The sequence below is a fragment of the Deltaproteobacteria bacterium genome, assembly GCA_029860075.1.
GTDB lineage: Bacteria > Desulfobacterota > JADFVX01 > JADFVX01 > JADFVX01 > JAOUBX01.
In genome coordinates this window covers 120,274-138,457 of record JAOUBX010000003.1, presented here as the reverse complement: position 1 = coordinate 138,457, position 18,184 = coordinate 120,274, and the positions used below count along the sequence as shown (strand labels likewise).

Genomic DNA, 18,184 nt, shown 5'->3' with positions numbered 1-18,184 from the left:
AGTGGAAGCAGTTTATCCTGAACTGGTATATACAGGGAAAGACGGGTACAAGGCCGTCGATTACGCACGCCTCATGCCTGCAATTGTCGAAGCGATCAAGGCACTGAAGGCGGAGAACGCTTCACTTAAGGCTAAAAATGTTGCTATGGAAGAAAGACTTGGTGAGATGGAAATGATGAAGCTTCGTATGGCCCAGATTGAGGCGACTCTGGCCATGTTTGGAGATATAGCGACAATTCAGGGTAAAATGATTGACCAATAATATGGAAGAAATAAGTATTATCACTGATGAAAAGAACCTGCTGGAAATATCAGTGCAGGTAAGGTATCTGGATGTTTCTTCCAATATTAATTGGATTTAAATGAGCTGCAGAAAGGTATACTCTTGATCAACTCTCCGCCTCCCCTTTGCAATATAAGGGGAGGCTTTTTTTATATTCAGACTGTCTTACTTAGTCTGTATTATTTGCCGACTATCTTTTCAACAATCTCCCTGATCTTGTCCTGGCATCTTTCTCCCTGACAATCACCACTTCCGCTGCCGAGTTTGGCATTTACCATTTCGAGAGTTGTGCATCCTGACTGGACAGCCTTTATAATGGTCCCCTTTTTAATACTTTTGCAAAGACATATGACCTTGAAGTTTTCAATTATCTGCTGATTTTTATCATCTATATTTTCCATGCTTCTATCGATAATATTTTCATTAAAAGGGTTCAAAAAAGATCGATTTTACAATAGTATAAAGAAAAGCTGAAGAGAACAAAATGGTTTACAATTTCCTTTTATTCTCATACAATTAGTCACTTACACAAAATTCGATAAATCATGGAGGAAGATCTTTGTCCGATAGTGACCTCAAGAAATTAAGAGACAGGATAGATGAGATTGATGTTGACATAGTAGAACTTCTCAATGAAAGGGCCGGGCAGGCTCAGGAAGTGGGCAGGATAAAAAAGGCCCAGGGGAAGGAGTTTTACGTGCCCAGCAGGGAAAGGGAGGTTATCGAAAAAATTCTCGAATCCAATAAAGGCCCCTTTCCAAACCAGGCTTTAAAGATTATTTACAGGGAGATCATGTCTGCTTCCCTGTCTCTTGAAGAACCGCTTAAGGTGGGATATCTCGGTCCCAGCGCAACCTTTACACATTCTGCCTGCCTCCTGTACTTCGGCAGTTCGGCAAAGTTTATTTCCCAGAAAAATATCAGCGATGTTTTTGATGAAGTAGAGAAGGGGAGGGTAGACTTCGGTGTCATTCCCGTTGAAAATTCCAATGAAGGGATGGTCACGCATACGCTCGACAGGTTTACCGAGTTTAATTCCAAAATATGTGGTGAAATTTTTCTCCCTGTATCTCACTGTCTTATTAATCAATCAGGCAAGATTGAAGACATCAAGAAGATCTATTCTCATCCCCAGCCTATTGCTCAATGCAGGAAGTGGCTCGCCGGTAATGCGCCGTCTATTCCTGTTCTCGATGTGGCCAGTACTGCCCTTGCAGCCGAAATGGCTGTTGAAGATCCTTCCATTGCGGCGATAGCCAGCAAAAATGCGGCAAACGTTTACGATCTGAGAGTTGTCGAAGCAAGAATAGAAGATAACCTTAATAATGTGACACGTTTTCTGGTGATCGGCAATGTGGAATCAAAAAGAAGCGGATTTGATAAAACATCCATTCTTCTTTCTGTTAAAGACGAACCGGGAATTCTTTACAAGATGCTCGAGCCCTTTTCACGTTATGGTGTAAACCTCACTAAAATTGAGTCGAGGCCTTTAAAGAAAAAGGCCTGGGAATACATATTCTTCCTCGATATGGATGGTCATATTGAGGAAGAAGAGGTTGATAAATCCCTTTCCGAGTTAAAATCAAAGTGCCGCCAGCTTAAGGTGTTGGGATCTTACCCTAAAATGAGGATGCCCTGATGCACCTTCTTTCCCATGTTCCGCAATACATAAAGGACCTTGTTCCTTATCCTCCGGGCAAACCTGTTGATGAAGTAGAGAGAGAATATGGAATAAGCGGTTCTGTTAAACTCGCCTCAAACGAATGCCCCTTAGGCCCTTCACCTAAAGCGCTTGAAGCCGCTAAAAAGGTATTAAAGAGTATTCATATCTATCCCGATGGTGGCGGTTATTACCTGAAGAAAAGGCTATCAGAAAAACATGATGTAAATTCTGAAAACATTATTCTCGGTAATGGTTCCAACGAAATCATTGAACTCATTTGCAGGGCTTTTATTAGAAAAGGTGATGAAGCTATTATGGGGGATCCTGCATTTATTGTTTATCAGTCAATTACCAGGGCCACGGGAGCGCAGCCTGTTCCTGTTCCACTTACAGGCTATGTGCATGATTTGAAAGGGATGGCGGCAAAAGTGACTGAAAAAACGAGGGTTGTTTTTATCGCCAATCCCAATAATCCGACGGGAACTATTGTCGACAGGAATGAACTGGAATCATTCATTAATTCCGTACCGGAAAATATTTTAATCGTCATGGATGAGGCCTACTGTGAATATGCAGAGACTTTCCCTGATTATGGGGAATCACTGGGATATGTTAAAGAGAGGCAAAACGTAATAGTGCTGCGGACATTTTCAAAGGCTTTTGGTCTTGCGGGGCTTAGAATCGGATACGGGGTTGCTTCCAGGGAAATTATATCCATTCTTGAAAGAGTTCGCCAGCCCTTTAACGTTAATTCCATTGCACTTGCCGCAGCGCAGGCCGCTGTTGATGATGAAGAGCACCTGAAAAGAAGTCTCCAGGTAAACGGGGAGGGGATGGCTTATCTTACTTCAATGCTCCATAATATGGGCGTTTCTTATGTAGAGAGTTACGCAAACTTTCTTCTTATAGATACGGGTAAAGATAGCGATGTCTTTTGTGAAAGACTCCTTAAGAAAGGCGTTATCGTCAGATCCATGAGCGGTTACGGTCTTGAAAGCCATATACGGGTAACGGTAGGTCTCATGGAAGAAAATAAAAAATTTATAACAGGTTTTAGGGATTGTATATAACCTGAATTCTGCAAGTAATCCGGGATTCGCCTGTCAATTCAGGTACATAGGCTGTGTTGACTTTACGATTTTCATGCTCAATGCAGCTAGCTGCACCTGCTTTGCCGGCCTCTGTCCCCGGCCCGCTTGCAGAATTCAGGTATAAAAATGGGAGGTCATTTTAAGTGATTATCGTTTTAAGGCCCGATGCTACGAAAGAGCAGGTCGATCATATTGTTAAAAAAGTGAAGGATTCCGGTCTTTCCGTTCATCTTTCCGAGGGGACGGAAAGGAGAATTATAGGAGCCATAGGCGATGAATCGGCCCTTGTAACAACACCCTTAGAGGCATTTCCAGGTGTAGAAAAGGTAATGCCTATAATGAAGCCCTATAAACTGGTAAGCAGGGAGTTTCAGCCGGAAAACAGTGTTATTGACGTTAAAGGCGTAAAAATCGGTGGAAAAAAGATTCAGGTCATTGCAGGGCCCTGTTCAATTGAAAACCGGACCATTCTTGTTGAGATTGCAAAAGAGGTAAAAAAATCGGGAGCGACAATTTTGAGGGGAGGCGCTTTTAAACCGAGAACGTCACCTTATGATTTCCAGGGTCTCGGTGAAGAGGGACTCAAATATCTTCGCCATGCCGGTGATGAAACGGGCCTTCCTGTTATTACGGAGATTATGGATCCCAGAGATATGGATCTTCTAATTGACTATGCCGATATTATCCAGATAGGTGCTCGAAACATGCAGAACTTCAGGCTTTTAAAGGAGGTTGGTGCTACTAAAAAACCGGTACTTCTCAAAAGAGCCCTTAGCGGAACCATTAAGGAGTTTCTTATGTCCGCTGAATATATCGCTTCACAGGGCAACAGGAATATCATACTCTGCGAAAGAGGTATCAGGACCTATGAAACGGCGACGAGAAATACCCTTGATCTCAGCGCCATCCCTGTTTTGAGGGAACTCAGTCATCTTCCGATTGTTGTTGATCCCAGCCATGCCGTCGGCAGGTGGGACCTCGTTGCACCCATGGCGAGGGCCGCCATTGCCGCAGGAACGGATGGACTGATGATAGAAGCCCATGCCAATCCGGAAGAGGCCCTCTGTGACGGGGGGCAATCGCTGAAACCGAAGAAGTTTGACCGCTTAATGAAAGGGTTATCACGTATTGCAGAAGCTGTGGACAGGGATTTTTAAGATTGCATTATTTAAGGAGAGAAGAGAGTGAAATATGGAAAAACCATTAATTAACAAACTTGCCGTCATAGGCGTAGGACTAATGGGTGGTTCACTCGCAATGATTCTTAAGGAAAAAGGTGAAGTGGGGGAAGTCATCGGTATCGGGAGGGGACTTGAGAATCTGCAAAAGGCAAAGGAACTCGGAATTATCGATAACTATACGCAATCTCTCAAGGAAGGCCTGGCAGATGCCGATGTTATTGTCGTTGCCATACCTGTCGGCTCTATTGCCAGTGTTGTACAGAGAGGTCAGCAATATATGAAGGATGGGGCCATTATTACCGATGTAGGAAGTGTTAAGGGGGATATTGTAAGAGATGTAGATATGATACTTGATAGTCGTCTTTCTTTTATTGGGGGGCATCCCATTGCCGGCACGGAAAAGTCAGGCGCTGACGCTGCTTTTGCAGAGCTTTACAGAGGCAGCCGTTGTATTCTTACGCCCTCTCTGTTTTCTGATGAAAGCGCCCTTGAGACCGTCAAAAAAATGTGGGAACTGACAGGCGCCAGGGTTGCTGTTATGGATGTTGAGTCCCATGATAAAATTCTTGCCGCTATCAGTCACCTTCCCCATATTGTTGCCTATGCGCTTGTCAATACAGTAGATGGTGTTAAGGATTTTGATGAAAGCATTCTAAAATACTCTGCCGGTGGATTTCGTGATTTTACCCGTATTGCATCGAGCAGTCCCGAAATGTGGCGGGATATTTGTTTTATGAACAAAGGGGCCCTTCTCGAACTGATCGATGCTTATATGACGGAACTTGAAAGCATTAAAGCCATGATAAATGGTGATGATCATCAGGGCTTGATGGAGAATTTTGAGTGTTCCAAGAGGGCCAGGGACTCTATATGACGGATAGCTTAATAAAGAGCGCAAAGGCTCTTAAGGGGACTATTGCTGTTCCCGGTGATAAATCGATTTCTCACAGAGCCCTCATGCTCTCGGCTATTGGGCGGGGAAAGTCGAGAATAACCAACTTTCTGGAAGGTGAAGATTGCATCAGCACTTTAAATGCCATGAGAAGCGCAGGTGTGGAGATTGATTATTCAAAGGAAGAGATTGTTGTTCAGGGTGTGGGCTTAAATGGTCTTAAGGAGCCCCGGGATGTGATCGATGCGGGAAATTCGGGAACAACGACGAGGCTTCTGACGGGGCTCTTTGCCGGCCAGGATTTTTTTACCGTTATTACGGGAGACAACTATCTGCGTAAAAGACCCATGAAAAGGGTCGTTGATCCCCTTTCACAAATGGGCGCGCGCATTTGGGGAAGGGAAGGGGGAGAAAAGCTCCCTCTCGCTATTAACGGCGCCGCTCTTAAGGGAATTGACTATCATTCACCCATTGCAAGCGCCCAGGTTAAATCGTCAATCATACTGGCTGGACTTAGAGCCCGGGGAATAACAAGGGTTTATGAACCGTCCTTGTCGAGAGATCATACGGAAAGAATGCTTCATGCCATGGGAGCAAGGTGTGCCGTGCTTGATAATAATGGATTTGAGATTGAAGGAGGCGTTGAACTAGGTTCTGCTGACGTGACTGTTCCCGGTGATATTTCTTCCGCCGCTTTTTTTATTGTCGCTGCCCTGATTATTGAAGGTTCGCAAATTGAACTAAAAAACGTGGGCATCAATCCGACAAGAACAGGAATTGTGGATATTCTTAGAGAAATGGGTGGGGACATTAAGTATGAAAAGGAAAGAGACGTTGCCGGGGAGCCGGTGGCCGATATTATAGTTTCTTCCAGTAAACTTAAAGCTGTAGAGGTGGGTGGTGATGTGATTCCAAGGGCAATTGACGAAATTCCCCTTCTTGCCGTTGCCGCCGCTTTTGCCGAAGGCCGGACAAAAGTGACCGATGCGAAGGAATTGAGGGTAAAAGAGTGTGACCGCATCTCTGCCATGACGTTGGAACTTAAAAAACTCGGTATTTCTATTGAAGAACTGGAAGACGGTTTTGTTATTGATGGTTCAGAACAGGTAATGGGTGCTTCTGTTGCCGGTCACGGTGACCATAGAATTGCCATGTCTATGGCTGTGGCAGGCCTTATAGCGACCGGTGAAACCCTGATAAACGGCAGCGATTGTGTTAACGTCTCCTTTCCTGGCTTTTTTGATCTACTTGAGTTTTTAAGGGGGGGGGGCTTAAGGTGCTAATGTTAAAGCTGATCATTGCCGTAGATGGTCCTTCAGGCGCCGGTAAAAGCACCGTCAGTAAGATGCTGGCAGAAAAGCTGGGGCTCGTATATATCGATACCGGAGCTATGTACAGGGCCATTGCATTGAAGTCGAAAGAGTCCTTGATTAGTCCTGAAGATGAAGAATCCCTGGGTGTGTTGGCAAGAAATGCCCAAATCAGGTTTAAAAGAATTGAGGGTCTTAATCATACCTTTCTCGACGGGAGGGACGTAACGACTCTCATCAGAGAGCCGGAAGTTTCCATGCTTACTTCCATTGTATCGGCTGTTCCTTCCGTAAGAGATGCCATGGTAACTCTGCAAAGAGAAATGGCAGCGGAATATGGTATTATAATGGATGGAAGGGATATCGGTACCGTTGTTTTTCCTGATGCCCATTTTAAATTTTTTATCGATGCCGATCTGGAAGTGAGAGGGAAGAGACGATATCTTGAACTTAAGGAAAAGCACGACAATAAGGTCAGTGAAGAGGAAACGCTGGCTGATCTTGCAAGAAGAGACAAGGCAGATAGTGAGAGGGCCCAGGCGCCGCTAAAAAAAGCGGATGATGCTATCTGCATCGATACAACGGGCCTTTCACCGGATGAAGTTGTAGAAAAGATTGAACATATTATTAATAGTAAAATATAGTAGTTACAGAGGTTAACATTGACAAAAATTATTGTTACTCAAAATGCAGGTTTTTGCTTTGGTGTAGAAAGGGCCACTAAAATTGCTTTTGATGCATCCAAAGCATATAAGGAAGACCTTTATACATTGGGTCCTATTATTCATAATCCTCAGGTTGTTAATAATCTTGAAAAAGAAGGGGTAAAGGCAAAGAAAGAGCTCGATGATATCAACGGGGGAACGGTAATTATCCGGTCGCACGGCGTTTCTTCCGATGTAATGGAAAAGGTGAGGAACAGGGATCTTAATGTTCTTGATGCAACCTGTCCTTTTGTCAAAAAAGCTCAAAAAATGGCGGAAAAACTTTCAAATGAAGGCTATACTGTATTAATAGTAGGCGATGGGAAACATCCTGAAGTTCGGGGGATTGTCAGTTACGTCAGGGGGGAGGTCATTGTTGCCGGAACGGTTGATGAGGTAAAAAAGATCTCAAAACAAAAAAAACTCGGTATTGTTGCACAGACAACACAATCACTTGAAAATTTTAATAAAATAGTTGATGTCTGTATGGAAAAGGCGGAAGATATCAACGTTTGCAATACCATATGTGATGCAACGGAGGTGAGGCAGGAGGAATCTGTTGACCTCGCTAAAAAAGTCGATTGTATGATTGTTATCGGTGGTTACAACAGTGCAAATACTAAAAGGTTAACGTCGCTTTGCCTTGAAATACAGCCTAACACACATCATATAGAGTCTGCCCTGGAAATCAGGGAAGAATGGGTGAGGAATTTTGATATGATCGGAATAACTGCGGGAGCATCGACACCATCGGAGGCAATAGAAGAGGTGAGAAAAAAGGTAGAAGAATTATGCCTTTAAAAAGAATTGTAATATATAAATATCTGTGTTATAAAGAGGATTACAAAAAATTTGGGAGAGCAATTTCTAATGTATAACGAATTTAACGGTACCGATGAAAAAGAAAAAGAGCAGTCTGGAGAGGACAGCTTTGCAGACCTCTTTGAAGAAAGCCTGAAAGGGCTTAAGGAAGGAGAAGTTGTTAAAGGTACCATTGTAGACCTTAATCAGGATTATGTTGTTGTTGATATTGGCTATAAGTCGGAAGGAACCATTGAAGTTTCCGAATTTCTCGATGAAGACGGCAACGTGGAAGTAAAACCTGGTGATGAAGTTCAGGTCTTTATTGTAAAACGTGAAGATAAGGAAGGCAAGCCGGTTCTTTCAAGACAACGGGCCCTTGCCATGAAGATATGGATTGATGTTGAGGAAGCAAGCAAAAGTGGCGCTACTATCAGGGGTAGAATTACAGATGTCATAAAAGGCGGCTACTTTGTCGATATAAAAGGTGTTAAAGCTTTTTTGCCGGGATCCCAGGTAGATTTGAGGCCTGTTAGGGACATGGCCAGTCTCGTGGGAAAGGTTTTTGATTTTAGAGTGCTCAGCGTAGACAGGGGAAAAAACAATATCGTCGTTTCAAGAAGAGTTATTCTCGAAGAAGAGAGAGAAGGCAAGAAAAAGGAAGCGCTTGAAAATATTGAAGAGGGTGTCAGCGTAAAAGGTATTGTGAAAAATATTACAAATTACGGCGCATTTCTCGATGTTGGTGGAATTGATGGCTTGCTTCATATTACCGACATTTCCTGGGGCAGGGTCAATCATCCTTCTGAAGTTTTAAATGTAGGTGATGAAGTTGATGTTAAGGTTTTAAAGTTTGACAGGGAAAAGGTCAGGCTTACACTGGGACTTAAGCAGACCATGCCCGATCCCTGGACGGCTGCTGTTGAAAAGTACCCCATTGGCAGCAAGGTGAACGGCAAGGTCGTCAGCTTGATGGATTATGGCGCTTTTGTACAGCTTGAAGATGGCTTTGAAGGATTGGTACACGTTTCTGAAATGTCATGGACTAAAAAGATCAAACATCCCTCACAGATCGTTAAGGTGGGAGATGAAGTTGAAGTCGTTGTCCTCGATATTGATACGGAGAGCAGGAGAGTTTCTCTGGGTCTCAAGCAGATTGAGCCCAATCCCTGGGATATTATAGAATCAAATTACCCTGTCGGCAGCAAAGTGTCGGGCACGGTAAAGAGTGTGACCGATTTCGGTATCTTTATAGGTTTTGAAGAAGGAATTGATGGAATGGTTCACGTGTCGGACCTGTCCTGGACCAAAAAGGTTAAAGACCCCTCCGAGCTTTTTAAAGAAGGCGATGATGTTGAAGCGGTAGTTCTTGCAATTGACAGGGAAAATGAGAAATTTTCTCTCGGTGTGAAACAGCTTGAGGAAAATCCATGGGACAGTGCCAGAAAAAATTTCAAGAAAGGCACCGTTGTATCAGGTAAGGTGACGAGTATTACGGATTTCGGCATCTTTCTGGAAATCGCCGAAGGTGTTGAAGGTCTCATCCGCCAGAGTGACTTTGGGAGCAAAGGTGATGGAAACCCTAAGGAAATTTTCAATATTGGTGATGAAGTTCATGCCGAAGTGGTGCGTGTTAACAAACAGGAGAGGCGCATTGCTCTTTCCATCAAGGCTTATGAAATGAGCCAGGAAAAGAAGACTATTAAAGAATATGTAAAAAACCAGGGTGATCAAAATGCCACTTTTGGTGACCTCCTGAAAGATAAACTTAAAGGGGATGGTAAAGAAGAGGATTGAGGAATATTCTTAAAAAGCATCCTTTAATTGCCTTCTTTGTTTTCTTTCTGATTCTTTTTTGTTTTTTTCTGATCTATCTTTTTAGATCCGTCACCAGTGAAGGCACTGTGTCACTGGCGCTTGGCGAAAGGGTCGAAATTATTGAAATTGAAGGGGTCATTGTCCAATCAAAGGAAGTTGTCGACCAGATCAGCAAAGCGAGAAAAAATGATAGAGTTAAAGGTGTCATTATTCGTATCAACTCTCCCGGCGGTGGTGTTGCGCCGTCCCAGGAGATCTACAGTGAACTCATTAAGCTGAGAAAAGAAAAAAAGGTAGTTGCTTCGCTTTCATCAATTGCTGCCTCAGGTGGCTACTATATAGCCAGTGCGACAGAAAAAATTATTTCTAACCCCGGCACCTTAACAGGCAGTATTGGCGTAATTATGGACTTTTCAAATGTTGAAGGGCTTTTTGAGAAGGTAGGTGTTAAAAATTACGTGGTAAAAAGTGGTAAATTCAAGGACATCGGCTCTCCTGTGAGAGAAATGACGACTGAAGAAAAGGGACTGCTTCAAAGTGTTATAGGCAATGTGCACAGACAATTTGTGTCGGCTATTGTTGAGGGACGTGGAATGGATGAAGCCGATGTTATTAAGGTTGCTGACGGGAGGATTTTTTCCGGTGAGCAGGCGCTTGATTACGGATTGGTTGATCAGTTAGGCACACTCCAGGATTCAATCGATGAAGTGGCGGAAATGGCTGGTATTGAAGGTGAGCCGAAAGTTGTGTATTCTGAGAAGAAAAAAGGATTGATCGAGTATATCCTGGGCAGTTCTTCCACCAGTAAAATATATGAACAACTCATGATGCCGCAGTTAATGTATTTAGCCCCATTATAAATGTCATATATAACATTAAGAGGAGGTATGATATGACAAAGAGTCAGTTGATTGATAAATTGTCCGGGAGACTTGCCGACACGCTAAGTAAAAAAGACGCCGAATTAATCGTTAATATTCTCTTTCAGGATATGTCTAATGCATTAAATAATGGAGATAAAATTGAAATCAGGGGCCTCGGCAGTTTTAAAGTTATTTCCAGGAGAGAAAGAATTGGAAGAAATCCAAAGACCGGCGAAAAAGTGAGAGTGCCTGAAAAGAAGGCGGTTTTTTTTAAGCCCGGAAAAGAACTTAAAGACAGGGCTGATAATTAATAAAGGCATTTTGTCTGAGCGCTTCGTAAAGTACGATACTTACCGAAGATGAAAGATTCAGGCTTCTTGCTTCCCTGATCATGGGGATTCTCATCGTACTACCTTTAAACCTTTCCATTATGTTTGAAGGTAATCCTTTAGTCTCTGAACCGAAAATCAGATAATCACCTTTTCTGTAAGAAATTTCACTATAGTTTTTCCCCCCTTTTGTCGATAAGAAATAGTAATTGCCATGGAGAGGTTTCTTCTCAAAATCCTCAAAATTGTTATGATAAGAAATATCGAGTAATTTCCAGTAGTCCAGGCCCGCGCGCCTGAGAGACTTGTCATCAGTTCTGAATCCGAGCTTTCCCACCAGATGCAAGGGGGTTCCCGTTGCTGCACATAACCTCGCAATGTTTCCTGTATTTTGAGGAATCTGCGGTTCTACAAGCACTATATTCAATGAAATTCCTTTAAAATGGCTGGCCTCTATGATATGATTCTTTGTTGATTTAAATCATAAAAAAAGCAGCTGTTTGTTCCTGTTAAATGTCAAAAAAACAATTATAACATGGTGAGAAAGAATGCACCACAGTGATTTTGTACACCTTCATCTTCATACCCAGTTCAGTTTACTTGACGGCGCAATAAGGCTCGATCCCCTTTTTGAAAAGGCAAGAAAGTATAAAATGCCTGCAATTGCCATGACTGACCATGGCAATCTCTATGGTGCCGTCGATTTCTATCAGAAAGCGCAAAAATATGGCATTAAACCGATAATCGGTTGTGAAGTTTACATTGCCCCCAAAAGCAGGTTTGATAAGAGCGGCGCCAGAGGGGCTTCCGACTCTTCTTATCATCTCATTTTACTGGTAAAAAACCAGAAAGGTTATACTAACCTCTGTAAGCTTGTTTCAGCAGGTCATCTGGAAGGTTTTTATTACAGGCCACGAATAGATCTGGAAATTCTTAAGGCGCATAATGAAGGGCTTATTGCATTAAGCGCCTGTCTCCATGGCCAGATCCCTCACTTAATAAACAGAGGACGGCAGGAAGAAGCGATAGAAATGGCAAAAGAGTATTCATCAATTTTTGATAAGGACCGTTTCTACCTTGAGTTGCAGGAAAATTCCATTTCCGACCAGAAAAGAGTGAATGCGGGCATTCTAGAAATATCGAAAGAAATAGGGCTTCCCGTCGTTGCAACCAATGACTGTCACTATCTCAACAGGGAAGATGCCAGAGCGCATGAACTTCTGCTCTGTATACAAACGGGCAAGACCATTAAAGATGAACAGAGGATGAAATTTACGGGCGATGATTTTTATTTAAAGTCGGCCGAAGAGATGAAGTCTGCCTTTTCATACGCTCCGGATGCGATTAAATCAAGCATAGAAATTGCGGAACGGTGTAACCTGGAAATGAAATTCGGTGAATACCACTTTCCCCGCTTTGAAGCTCCCCAAAAGATGGAACTCAAGGACTACCTCTGTGATGAATCCCGGCGGGGACTTGATGCTATTCTTGACAGGATGAAAGAAAAAGATGCTGAAAGACACAGTCAGATGGAGAGTGTCTACAGGGAGAGGCTGGAAGAAGAATTAGAGATTATTAACAGCATGGGCTTCCCCGGTTACTTTCTCATTGTTTCCGATTTTATACGCTATGCCAAAGATAGAGACATCCCCGTTGGACCGGGGAGAGGCTCAGCCGCCGGATCTCTCGTGGCCTATGCCCTTAAAATAACAGACATTGACCCCATCCCCTATGACCTTCTATTTGAAAGGTTTCTTAACCCTGAAAGGGTCTCCATGCCTGATATTGATATCGATTTTTGCATTAACGGCAGGGATGAAGTTATCAGGTATGTAAGCGACAAGTATGGAAAAGAAAATGTAGCTCAGATCATAACCTTCGGTACTATGCAGGCAAAGGCTGTCATCAGAGATGTGGGCAGGGCAATGGCTGTACCTTATGGTGAAGTAGATAAATTGGCCAAACTTGTACCTAATGCCTTAAATATTAAACTCGATGAGGCCATCCGCCAGGAGCCGAAGCTCCAGGAAGCGATGGATGAAAATCCCCTCTATAAAAACCTTCTCGATACGGCAAGGGTATTGGAGGGCTTGACGAGACATGCCTCAACCCATGCAGCTGGCGTCGTTATTTCAAATCTTCCTCTCGTAGAATACCTTCCCCTTTATAAAGATCAAAAAGGTGGCAGTATTACGACCCAGTTTACAATGAATGATGTTGAAAAAATCGGGTTGATTAAATTTGATTTTCTTGGACTAAAGACGCTTACTGTTATTGAAGGTGCTGTAAATCTTATCCGGTCCGGCAAGAACCCTGACTTTGATATTGATGACCTGCCCATGGATGATTTGAAAACTTATGAGCTTCTCACATTGGGTGGGACGACAGGTGTTTTCCAGCTTGAAAGTTCCGGTATGAAGGAACTGCTTGTCAAGATGAAACCGAGCACTTTTGAAGACATCATTGCTCTTGTGGCTCTCTACAGGCCCGGTCCTCTCGGCAGCGGCATGGTTGATGATTTTATAAAAAGGAAACATGGAAAAACGGATATTATCTATGATCTGCCGCAACTGGAACCGATTCTTAAGGATACATACGGCGTAATCGTATATCAGGAGCAGGTCATGAAGATCGCTTCTGTTTTGGCAGGTTTTACACTTGGTGACGCCGATATTCTTCGTAGAGCAATGGGTAAAAAGAAGGCCGAGGAAATGGCCAAGCAGAAGGAAAAATTCCTTGAAGGAGCCAAGGCTAATAAGGTTAATATTAATAAGGCGGAGAAGGTCTTTGATCTTATGGCCAAATTTGCCGAATATGGTTTTAATAAGTCGCACAGTGCCGCTTATGCCCTTGTATCATATCGAACCGCCTATTTGAAGGCTCATTATCCTGTCGAGTTTATGGCTGCGCTCCTTACCGAAGATATGGAAAATACGGATAAAGTGCTGAAAAATATCAATGAATGCAGGGATATGGGAATAGAGGTGCTTCCTCCTGAAATAAACAGCAGTATGAAATTCTTCTCTGTCGTGGGAGAAGCCATCCGATTTGGATTGGGGGGTGTAAAAAATGTAGGGTCGGCAGCTATCGATGCAATTATCGAGGCAAGGGAAAAAAATGGTAAATTTGATTCCATTTTTGAATTTTGTGAAAATGTTGATCTTAGAAAGGTCAATAAGCGGGTTATTGAAAGCCTTGTCAAGTGTGGAGCATTTGATAAGACAGGCGCAAAAAGGTCGCAAATGATCAATGTTCTGGAAGAGGCCATGGAGGGTGCACAAGTTTTACAGAAAGACAGGCTGAGTGGTCAGTCAAATATGTTTGGTGCTTTTCAGGCCCAGGAGCGCGAGACGCACACCCATACTGCCCTGCCTGACCTGGAAGAATGGCCTGAAAATGAATTGCTTACTTTTGAGAAAGAAAGTCTCGGCTTTTACATAACGGGGCATCCTTTAGCGAGTTGTAGTGCAGATATGGAACGCTATGCCACCGCCGATACGGTAAATATCTGTGATGTATCTGATGGTACGGAAGTCAGTATTTGCGGTATTGTTGCTGCTATTAAGGAAATGGTGACTAAAAAAGGGGATAAAATGGCTTTTGTAACTCTTGAGGATATGAAAGGAACCATAGAGGCTGTTGTCTTTCCGGAAACATTTAAAGAATCTTCCTATCATCTAAAAAGTGAAGAACCCTTGCTCTTTAAAGGGAGAACAGATGTTGGTGAAGATAGTGTGAAATTGATTGCTTCCGAGGTGACGCCCCTGAAGGAAGTGAGAGAAACAAAGACAAAAAGCGTTCATTTCAGGTTAACTACCCCGGGACTTGAAAAAGAACAAATTCATCAGCTTAAAGAAATTATAGCTATGCATAAAGGTACTTGCACACCCTTCATTCATGTCGTCATTCCTAACAGGAGTGAGACCGTTATTTCATTGTCTGAAGGGCACGGGATCAGCCCCAGTGATGAAATGTTAAGAGATGTGGAGAAACTTTTCGGATATAAGGTAGTTACTTTTCAATAATGGAGTTTAATGTGAATATTCAGGCACTGGAATTTGAAAAACCGCTCATAGAGCTGGAAAAGAAGATTGAAGAATTAAAGTTATTGGCAGGCGAAAGCAGCGAAGCCGATTCAGAATTAAAAAAACTTGAAAAAAAGGCTGATAAGTTAAGGAAAAACATCTTTTCCAATATGTCGAGTCTTCAGAGAACGCAACTCTCCCGTCATCCAAACCGTCCCTACTCACTTGACTATATTGATCTTCTTTTTGATGATTTTATGGAACTTCATGGAGACAGAAATTTCAAGGATGACCCTGCCATCGTGGCAGGAATGGGAAAGCTCAAGGGCAAAACGGTCTTCGTTATTGGTCACCAGAAGGGGAGGAATACCAATGAAAAGATCTACAGGAATTTTGGAATGCCCAACCCGGAAGGATACAGGAAAGCGCTGCGGGTGATGGAAATGGCGGAAAGGTTCAATAAACCGATAATAACTTTCATCGATACACCGGGCGCTTATCCGGGAATAGGTGCTGAAGAAAGAGGACAGGGAGAAGCCATTGCCAGGAATTTAAGAGAAATGTCTATGCTTAAGGTACCCATTATTTGCATTGTCATCGGTGAAGGTGGCAGTGGTGGCGCGCTTGCTCTTGGAGTGGGAGACAGTGTGCAGATGATGGAAAATTCCATTTATTCTGTTATTTCACCTGAAGGTTGTGCCGCTATTCTCTGGAAAAGTGGAGAAAAGGCAGGCGACGCCGCTGAGGCTCTCAAAATTACCGCTGCAAACCTGAAAGATCTGGGGGTCATTGATAATGTTATCCCCGAACCGGTTGGGGGCGCTCACCGTGATCATAAGCAGGCGGCTTTATTTCTGGAAGAGAATATCCTGGCTGCAATGAAAGACCTGGAGTGTCTCTCTGTAGATGAACTGCTTGAAAGACGTTATAACAAGTTCAGACAACTTGGCCATTTTAAAGGATAAAAATGACACTTAGAATTTACAATACCTTAAAAAAGAAAAAAGAGACCTTTGTCCCCATGGAAGAAAATAGGGTGGGCATGTATGTTTGCGGTCCTACCGTATATGATGTTTGTCATATGGGACATGCAAGAGCGAGTATTGTTTTTGATATGATATTCAGATATCTTCTATTTAAGGGTTATCATGTAACGTATGTGAGGAACATTACTGATATTGATGACAAAATTATTAAAAGAGCCAACGAAGAGGGTGTTCATTATAGTGAAATTACAAGACGCTACATAAAGAGTTTCCATGATGACATGCTCGATATTGGTAACAAACCTCCTACCTGTGAACCGAAGGCTACAGAACATATTGATGAAATCATTCACATTATCGAAGATCTTATCAAAAAGGGGCATGCCTATGTTATTGATGGTGATGTTTATTACCTTGTTGAGAGCTTTAGTGAATATGGAAAACTGTCGGGCAGAAAGACGGAAGACCTTATTTCCGGTGCGAGAGTCGATGTGGATGAGAGGAAGAAAAATCCCCTCGATTTTGCGCTCTGGAAGTCAAGCAAGGAAGGCGAGCCCTGGTGGGAATCGCCCTGGGGAAAAGGCCGCCCCGGTTGGCATATAGAATGTTCAGCCATGAGTTGCAAGCACCTTGGGAAGAGTTTTGATATCCATGGTGGAGGAAAAGACCTTATTTTTCCGCATCATGAAAATGAAGTAGCCCAGTCGGAAGGCGCCAGTGGCAAACCCTTTGCCAAATATTGGCTTCATAACGGTTTTGTTAATGTTAACGAAGAAAAAATGTCCAAGTCACTCGGTAATTTTTTTACCATAAGAGATATACTTAAGCTTTATGAACCGGAAGTGCTTCGTTTCTTTCTGCTTACAACGCACTATAGAAGCCCTATCGATTATTCGGACCGCAATCTGAAAGAAACGGAAAGAGCCCTTGAAAAGATCTATACGACACTTAAGACGATGAATTCCATTATCGATGGCAGTGCCGGCCATGAAGGATCAGGGCCCAGAGAAGGAGACGATTATGATGGCGAAGCGGAAGAGCTCATCCATTCCCTGGTGGAAAGATTTACTGAAGCTATGGATGATGATTTTAACTCAGCCGCAGCCATTGCCGCTATCTTTGATACGGTAAGGGCCATAAACCGCTGGATCAATTCTCATGATTTTAGAAGAACAGCAAAGGCTGTTGAAATTCTGGAAGAGGGAAAAAGAAGATTTGAAACGCTTGGAGAGGTAATGGGGATTCTTGGCCATGAACCTGAACAATTCTTCAAAAAAATCCGGCAGAAAAGAAGTGAGGGGCAAAAAATTGATGAGGAAGAAGTAAAAGTCCTTGTTACGGAGAGGATAAGAGCGAGAGAGGCAAAAAACTGGCAAAAATCTGATGAAATAAGAGATAAACTACAGAGGATGGGGGTGATCCTAAAGGATGGACCGGAGGGGACAAGCTGGGAAATTAAGATTTGATGTTTTACAAGGTCGTCATCGAAACAGGGCACAGAAGAGCTGAAAAGAATTTTCAGATAATCCGGTATCTAAAGGCAGATAATTCAGTGCATCTCTTTGATATGCTTGAGGGAGAGCCTGGTATGACGATCGGCGAACTCGGTTATGCTATTACCATGGTTAAGGCAATATCCAGGAAAGAGTACGAAGAGGGGAGAGAAGAAGAAAAAAAGAATCCCGTCAATTTAAGAGTTCATGTACGTTTTAAGATAAAGAAAAGGTGTATACTTAAGTTGATAGAAGGGGAGAGTGATAAAAACTCGCTTATTTATGGTGAAACTAGTGATATCTCTGCCGGAGGGCTTGGCATTAATTATAAGGGACCCAATCTGGCGGCAGGGACCAGGGTTAAGGTTACTATCGATGAGCTTCAGGTTAGTGACAAAAAAGCAGAGATAGTATGGTGTTTTTCCCGGGTTGAAAAAGTTTTAGCCGGTCTCAGGTGGATTTGAATCGAGGATATTATGAGTAATTTTGATAAAGCAAAAAAGTGGATTGAAAATAGAGAAAAAGATCTGGCCAGGTCTGTTATAAAATACAAGCTTTCAAAAGAGGGAAAAAGTGGAATAGATGAAAATACACTCGATTCCGGGGCTGAAAGGGTAGTTTTGGAAGCAAACAAGATTGTCAGGGAAAGAGGTAGGGAAGTTATATCAGATATTTCAAGGGGGATAGAGCGTTTTGTGAAAAAAGTGAGAAAGTAGATTTGACAATAATTGATATTCCTCCTGCT

18 protein-coding genes are annotated in these 18,184 nt (G+C 42.9%); 16 read left to right on the top strand and 2 right to left on the bottom strand.

What is annotated here, in order from left to right; translation table 11 throughout:
• The coding region (locus tag OEV42_01845; protein MDH3972998.1) for a hypothetical protein at window positions 1-262 on the top strand (262 nt) is incomplete at its 5' end.
• A gap of 200 nt (window positions 263-462) precedes the next feature.
• Here the strand turns inward: OEV42_01845 and OEV42_01840 are convergent.
• Window positions 463-684 (bottom strand): (2Fe-2S)-binding protein, encoded by a 222-nt coding sequence (locus tag OEV42_01840; GenBank protein MDH3972997.1) that lies wholly within the window; start codon window positions 682-684, stop codon window positions 463-465.
• A gap of 158 nt (window positions 685-842) precedes the next feature.
• Here OEV42_01840 and pheA point away from each other — a divergent pair, with 158 nt between their 5' ends.
• The 10 genes from pheA (at window position 843) to OEV42_01790 (ending at window position 10,917) form a co-directional block, all read left to right on the top strand.
• Window positions 843-1,922, top strand: a complete 1,080-nt coding sequence (gene pheA / locus OEV42_01835; protein MDH3972996.1) for a prephenate dehydratase — start codon at window positions 843-845, stop codon at window positions 1,920-1,922.
• Window positions 1,922-3,016 carry a histidinol-phosphate transaminase gene (hisC, locus tag OEV42_01830; protein MDH3972995.1) on the top strand — a complete coding sequence of 365 codons (1,095 nt, stop codon included), beginning with the start codon at window positions 1,922-1,924 and terminating at the stop codon, window positions 3,014-3,016. The genes pheA and hisC overlap by 1 nt, the downstream gene beginning before the upstream one ends.
• Before the next feature lie 164 nt (window positions 3,017-3,180).
• Complete coding sequence (aroF, locus tag OEV42_01825; protein ID MDH3972994.1) at window positions 3,181-4,194, top strand: 3-deoxy-7-phosphoheptulonate synthase; 1,014 nt, start codon at window positions 3,181-3,183, stop codon at window positions 4,192-4,194.
• Between the two features lie 34 nt (window positions 4,195-4,228).
• Window positions 4,229-5,092: a prephenate dehydrogenase/arogenate dehydrogenase family protein gene (locus OEV42_01820; protein MDH3972993.1), complete on the top strand. Its 864-nt coding sequence runs from the start codon at window positions 4,229-4,231 to the stop codon at window positions 5,090-5,092.
• Window positions 5,089-6,393 carry a 3-phosphoshikimate 1-carboxyvinyltransferase gene (aroA, locus tag OEV42_01815; protein ID MDH3972992.1) on the top strand — a complete coding sequence of 435 codons (1,305 nt, stop codon included), beginning with the start codon at window positions 5,089-5,091 and terminating at the stop codon, window positions 6,391-6,393. Before OEV42_01820 ends, aroA begins: the two co-directional genes overlap by 4 nt.
• Complete coding sequence (gene cmk, locus OEV42_01810) at window positions 6,393-7,064, top strand: (d)CMP kinase (protein MDH3972991.1); 672 nt, start codon at window positions 6,393-6,395, stop codon at window positions 7,062-7,064. Before aroA ends, cmk begins: the two co-directional genes overlap by 1 nt.
• A gap of 18 nt (window positions 7,065-7,082) precedes the next feature.
• Window positions 7,083-7,925: a 4-hydroxy-3-methylbut-2-enyl diphosphate reductase gene (gene ispH / locus OEV42_01805; GenBank protein ID MDH3972990.1), complete on the top strand. Its 843-nt coding sequence runs from the start codon at window positions 7,083-7,085 to the stop codon at window positions 7,923-7,925.
• Between the two features lie 69 nt (window positions 7,926-7,994).
• Entirely contained in the window at window positions 7,995-9,722 is a 1,728-nt protein-coding gene (locus OEV42_01800) for a 30S ribosomal protein S1 (protein ID MDH3972989.1), read from the top strand.
• 107 nt (window positions 9,723-9,829) lie between these two features.
• Complete coding sequence (gene sppA / locus OEV42_01795) at window positions 9,830-10,603, top strand: signal peptide peptidase SppA (protein MDH3972988.1); 774 nt, start codon at window positions 9,830-9,832, stop codon at window positions 10,601-10,603.
• Window positions 10,604-10,635: 32 nt separating this feature from the next.
• Window positions 10,636-10,917 carry an integration host factor subunit beta gene (locus tag OEV42_01790; GenBank protein MDH3972987.1) on the top strand — a complete coding sequence of 94 codons (282 nt, stop codon included), beginning with the start codon at window positions 10,636-10,638 and terminating at the stop codon, window positions 10,915-10,917.
• On the opposite strand, the gene trmL is transcribed toward OEV42_01790, so the two are convergent.
• The gene (trmL, locus tag OEV42_01785) at window positions 10,895-11,362 is read right to left on the bottom strand and encodes a tRNA (uridine(34)/cytosine(34)/5-carboxymethylaminomethyluridine(34)-2'-O)-methyltransferase TrmL (protein ID MDH3972986.1); all 468 of its coding nucleotides are present in this window, start codon (window positions 11,360-11,362) and stop codon (window positions 10,895-10,897) included. The genes OEV42_01790 and trmL overlap by 23 nt on opposite strands.
• A gap of 121 nt (window positions 11,363-11,483) precedes the next feature.
• Between trmL and dnaE the strand changes: the two genes are divergently transcribed.
• From dnaE to OEV42_01760, 5 genes are read left to right on the top strand one after another with little or no spacing between them, the layout of a single operon-like run.
• Window positions 11,484-14,960 carry a DNA polymerase III subunit alpha gene (gene dnaE / locus OEV42_01780; GenBank protein MDH3972985.1) on the top strand — a complete coding sequence of 1,159 codons (3,477 nt, stop codon included), beginning with the start codon at window positions 11,484-11,486 and terminating at the stop codon, window positions 14,958-14,960.
• A gap of 11 nt (window positions 14,961-14,971) precedes the next feature.
• Complete coding sequence (locus tag OEV42_01775; protein ID MDH3972984.1) at window positions 14,972-15,925, top strand: acetyl-CoA carboxylase carboxyltransferase subunit alpha; 954 nt, start codon at window positions 14,972-14,974, stop codon at window positions 15,923-15,925.
• A gap of 2 nt (window positions 15,926-15,927) precedes the next feature.
• The gene (cysS, locus tag OEV42_01770; protein MDH3972983.1) at window positions 15,928-17,412 is read left to right on the top strand and encodes a cysteine--tRNA ligase; all 1,485 of its coding nucleotides are present in this window, start codon (window positions 15,928-15,930) and stop codon (window positions 17,410-17,412) included.
• A complete protein-coding gene (locus OEV42_01765) occupies window positions 17,412-17,903 on the top strand; it encodes a PilZ domain-containing protein (protein ID MDH3972982.1) in 492 nt (163 codons plus the stop codon). Before cysS ends, OEV42_01765 begins: the two co-directional genes overlap by 1 nt.
• 12 nt (window positions 17,904-17,915) lie before the next feature.
• The gene (locus OEV42_01760) at window positions 17,916-18,155 is read left to right on the top strand and encodes a hypothetical protein (GenBank protein MDH3972981.1); all 240 of its coding nucleotides are present in this window, start codon (window positions 17,916-17,918) and stop codon (window positions 18,153-18,155) included.
• Window positions 18,156-18,184 lie beyond the last annotated feature (29 nt).